The sequence below is a fragment of the Salinivibrio sp. MA427 genome (assembly GCF_001996115.1).
In the GTDB taxonomy this organism is placed as follows: Bacteria; Pseudomonadota; Gammaproteobacteria; order Enterobacterales; family Vibrionaceae; genus Salinivibrio; species Salinivibrio costicola.
Window position 1 is genome coordinate 1 of the sequence record NZ_MUFH01000321.1, and the last position, 3,489, is coordinate 3,489.

Consider the following 3,489-nt stretch of genomic DNA (forward strand, 5'->3'; position numbering starts at 1 on the left):
GGTCTTTCTCGACGAATATAAAAATAAAGATGGCGAGCCGATGGGTGTAATCATCCAAAAACGTGATGGCGGCTTTCTTTATACCACCACCGATATTGCTTGCGCCAAGTATCGCTATGAACAGTTTAACGCTGATCGCGTAATGTATTTCATTGATTCACGCCAGCATCAACATCTAATGCAAGCCTGGACCATTGTTCGTAAAGCCGAGTATGTTCCGGAAACCGTTAGCTTGGAGCACCATGCATTCGGCATGATGCTGGGTAAAGATGGTAAACCGTTTAAAACACGTGCGGGCGGCACAGTGCGTCTTGCTGACCTATTGGACGAAGCAGAAACGCGTGCCAAAGCACTGATTGCTGAAAAGAATCCTGACATGGATGCGGCCGAGCAAGCGAATATCGCGACGACGGTTGCGATGGCAGCGGTAAAATAYTCCGATCTCTCCAAGCACCGTACTACCGATTATATTTTCGACTGGGATCATATGCTGGCCTTTGAGGGGAATACCGCGCCTTACATGCAATACGCATATACCCGCGTTGCCTCAGTCTTTGCAAAATCAGGCGTCGATCGGGATGCGCTTGACGGTGAGATGATCATTGAGCACGAAAAAGAAAAAGCATTGGTTGCTAAGCTACTGCAATTTGAAGAAGCCGTGAAATCTGTAGCCCGAGAAGGACAGCCGCACTTAATGTGTAGTTACCTCTTTGAGCTTGCAGGCTTGTTCTCTAGTTTTTATGAAGCTTGCCCAATCCTGCTCTCAGAAGGACACACTCGCCAAAGCCGCTTGCGCATGGCCGCACTCACTGCGAAAACCATCAAGCAAGGTTTGGCGCTATTGGGCATCAATACGCTTGAACGCATGTAATGGCTAAGCGGACAATATAACNTGACCCACTCGTCGGTTGTGATATAAGCTGGCGAGATTCATTTCAATACGGAGTGGCTATGTCTTTTTCTCTTCACCCTCGTTTAGCCGCTGACAGCGCGTATGTCGGCGATTTTGCATTGTGCCAATTACGCCTTGCAGGCGCAGATTTTGGTCCATGGCTTTTGCTTATCCCTCGGATAAGTGGCATCGAAGAAATCCATCATCTCAGCCCAAGCGATCAACAAACACTCTGGCAAGAGTCCGCCCTGGTCGCAAGCTGTCTAGAATCACTTTTTGCTCCCGACAAGCTCAATATTGCGGCGATTGGTAATCTGGTCCCGCAGCTTCATCTCCATCATGTTGCGCGATTTCGCGACGATGCAGTATGGCCCAATCCAATCTGGGGGCACCTCCAGGCGACGCCGCGCTCACCGTCACAGCAAACAGCACTTGTAAGTCAGTTTAGAGAGGCGCTTGTTACTCAAGGACTAACGGTTTTGTCGTGATCATGTCACCCAGCATCCGAGGATTCCGCCAAGGCCTCCGTTGCACCCTCTCGTTTTTTAGTTTCACTCGGCACAGCGAGCGCTTGGTATTCAGTCCACATGGGTTTCAACGTGGACTGAAAAACCGGATATGCACCGGCATGATCCAAGGGAAAATCAGTATGCTGCCCAACCTGGTGCCGTTGTTTGAACGCTAACCTAACTGCGGCTAATACAATACTGACAAAGAGCATCAAAACGACACCGCTCACCAGGTGAGGCAATATCGGCATAGAGACCCTCATATCCAGCACAGTATGCGACGCGCCATCACGCGGAATGGCAATCCGAAGCTGATAGTGCCCTCCGACCATATTCGCTAACGAGAAGGTTTCTCTTCCGGTTTGCTGCCAAGCGGCCAGCGGTTTAGCCAAAGACTGGCCAGATTGTCGGTAAGGGACCAATTGGTAATGAATACGAGAGACCTGACGCTCTGGCGGCCAGCTTCCCCAAGACACGTTAACCGGGCTTTTTTCGAGCAGTGTGATTGCGGTCTGCTGGCGTGGGCCAACACGCCAGCGCTTATGTTGCTGCCACAGAGCCCCGATCACCACCTGAGGCGGTTTACGCAGCGAAAACGCGAGTTGGTCGGTTTCAATCACGTACTTATTTTCAGCGTCCAGAATGGTCAACTGATGCGGGCGAGACGCAAAACAAGCCACTTGCTCAGACTCAGAAGGCAGTCGGAAAGTGCGGATAAAACCTCGTGGTGCAATGTGGATTAAAGCCTGATTACTGTACGCCCAGATACCATCTCGATTTCCAGTGATACAGCGAAAGGCTTCATTCTCCAATGCTAGGTACGCCACCGAGGTTGAATTAGATAAGTTTGGGTTGTATTGATATAGCCCCTTATTATTCACCAACCATACCCGCCCTTGCTCATCGGCATAGAGATCAACGATGGGTAGTAAAGCATCCATGAGCGGTATCGGCTGGAACTGGTCATGACGATAACGCGTCAGCCCTTGGCGATGACGAATCCAAACACTCCCTCTGCCATCATCATAAAAGCCTAATATATCGCCCGCATCAGATTGCCAGTCGGTGCCATAATCGATAACCTTTTCAGATTCAGGCCAATAGCGAATGAGGCGATCCTTGAACGCCAGCCACATAACGCCATTTGAGTCGACATATAAATGCTGAGCCGGGAGTGACGAGAGAGACTCGGGGAGCGTGAGGTCAGCGCTTAAATTCCGCCAACCGCCTGAATACAGCCCCCGCCAATCACTACTGGCCATAAAACCTTGTGTCATCGCTGTTGGCACATCCTGATGTTGATGCGAAATCCAGCGTTGCCCAGGCGCGCGATAACGGGTTGTCTTATCGGTTGAAAACCAGACGCCGCCCTCAAAGTCGCCCCACAAAAATGTGACTGACTTTCCCGGTATTAACCGAGCGCCGGGTTGCCATACGGGCGTTGCTTCCCCGCCAATAGAGAGAAAATAGACGCCATCGGCGCGCGCCGCCCAAAGCCCACCGGAGCCGACCGTTAGGCGCTGGTAACCCCCTTGGGTATTAAGTAGATGCCGTGCTTGAACCGCACGGTCTGATAACGCTAAGAGGTAGACGCCTCGTTCAGTACTGACCCAAGCTCTATCTCCCTTTGCCGTTATCGCAGTCACAGAGCTCGTAAAGCGCGTGAGTTGGCGAATACCGTCATCGGTAAGCTGATACAAACCTTTGCCGATCGCGACTAATCGGTGCTCAGCGGTAAGCCACGTATGGTCCGCACGCCATTGACCAGCTCGCCAAATACGAAATTGATTCTCTTTAACGTGATAACGGCTTAATTGTCCATCTTGGATATACCACAGCGTGTTATTCACCGCGGCTAATCGAGGTTGACTCTCGCCGCGTGTGTCTTTGCCGCTGTCTGACAACTTATATTGGATTAGTGTATTGTCGCCCGTGCGAAAGCGGTAAATACCTCGTTGACCCGCAAGCCATAACGTTTGGTGGGCATAGGCGATGGTCACTATTTTTTCGTCAGGTAAGGTCAGCGTTTCATCTAGAGGGTGGGATTGTTGTCCATCGAAGAAATAAATATCGCCTTGATTATTAAGC

The 3,489-nt window shown here is 50.8% G+C and carries 3 protein-coding genes; 2 read left to right on the plus strand and 1 reads right to left on the minus strand.

The window, feature by feature from the left end; genetic code table 11:
• On the plus strand, positions 1-871 hold an 871-nt coding region (gene argS / locus BZG79_RS13920), incomplete at its 5' end, for an arginine--tRNA ligase (RefSeq protein WP_077774697.1).
• A gap of 80 nt (positions 872-951) precedes the next feature.
• Positions 952-1,380, plus strand: a complete 429-nt coding sequence (locus tag BZG79_RS13925) for an HIT domain-containing protein (protein ID WP_077774698.1) — start codon at positions 952-954, stop codon at positions 1,378-1,380.
• Between the two features lie 5 nt (positions 1,381-1,385).
• On the opposite strand, the gene BZG79_RS13930 is transcribed toward BZG79_RS13925, so the two are convergent.
• Positions 1,386-3,489, minus strand: a 2,104-nt coding sequence (locus BZG79_RS13930) for a hypothetical protein (RefSeq protein WP_199877911.1), incomplete at its 5' end; no start/stop codon positions are given.

Bases quoted from the DNA above. Each gene is read 5' to 3' on its own strand.
- BZG79_RS13925 (WP_077774698.1), top strand. From the start codon at position 952: ATGTCTTTTTCTCTTCACCCTCGTTTAGCCGCTGACAGCGCGTATGTC.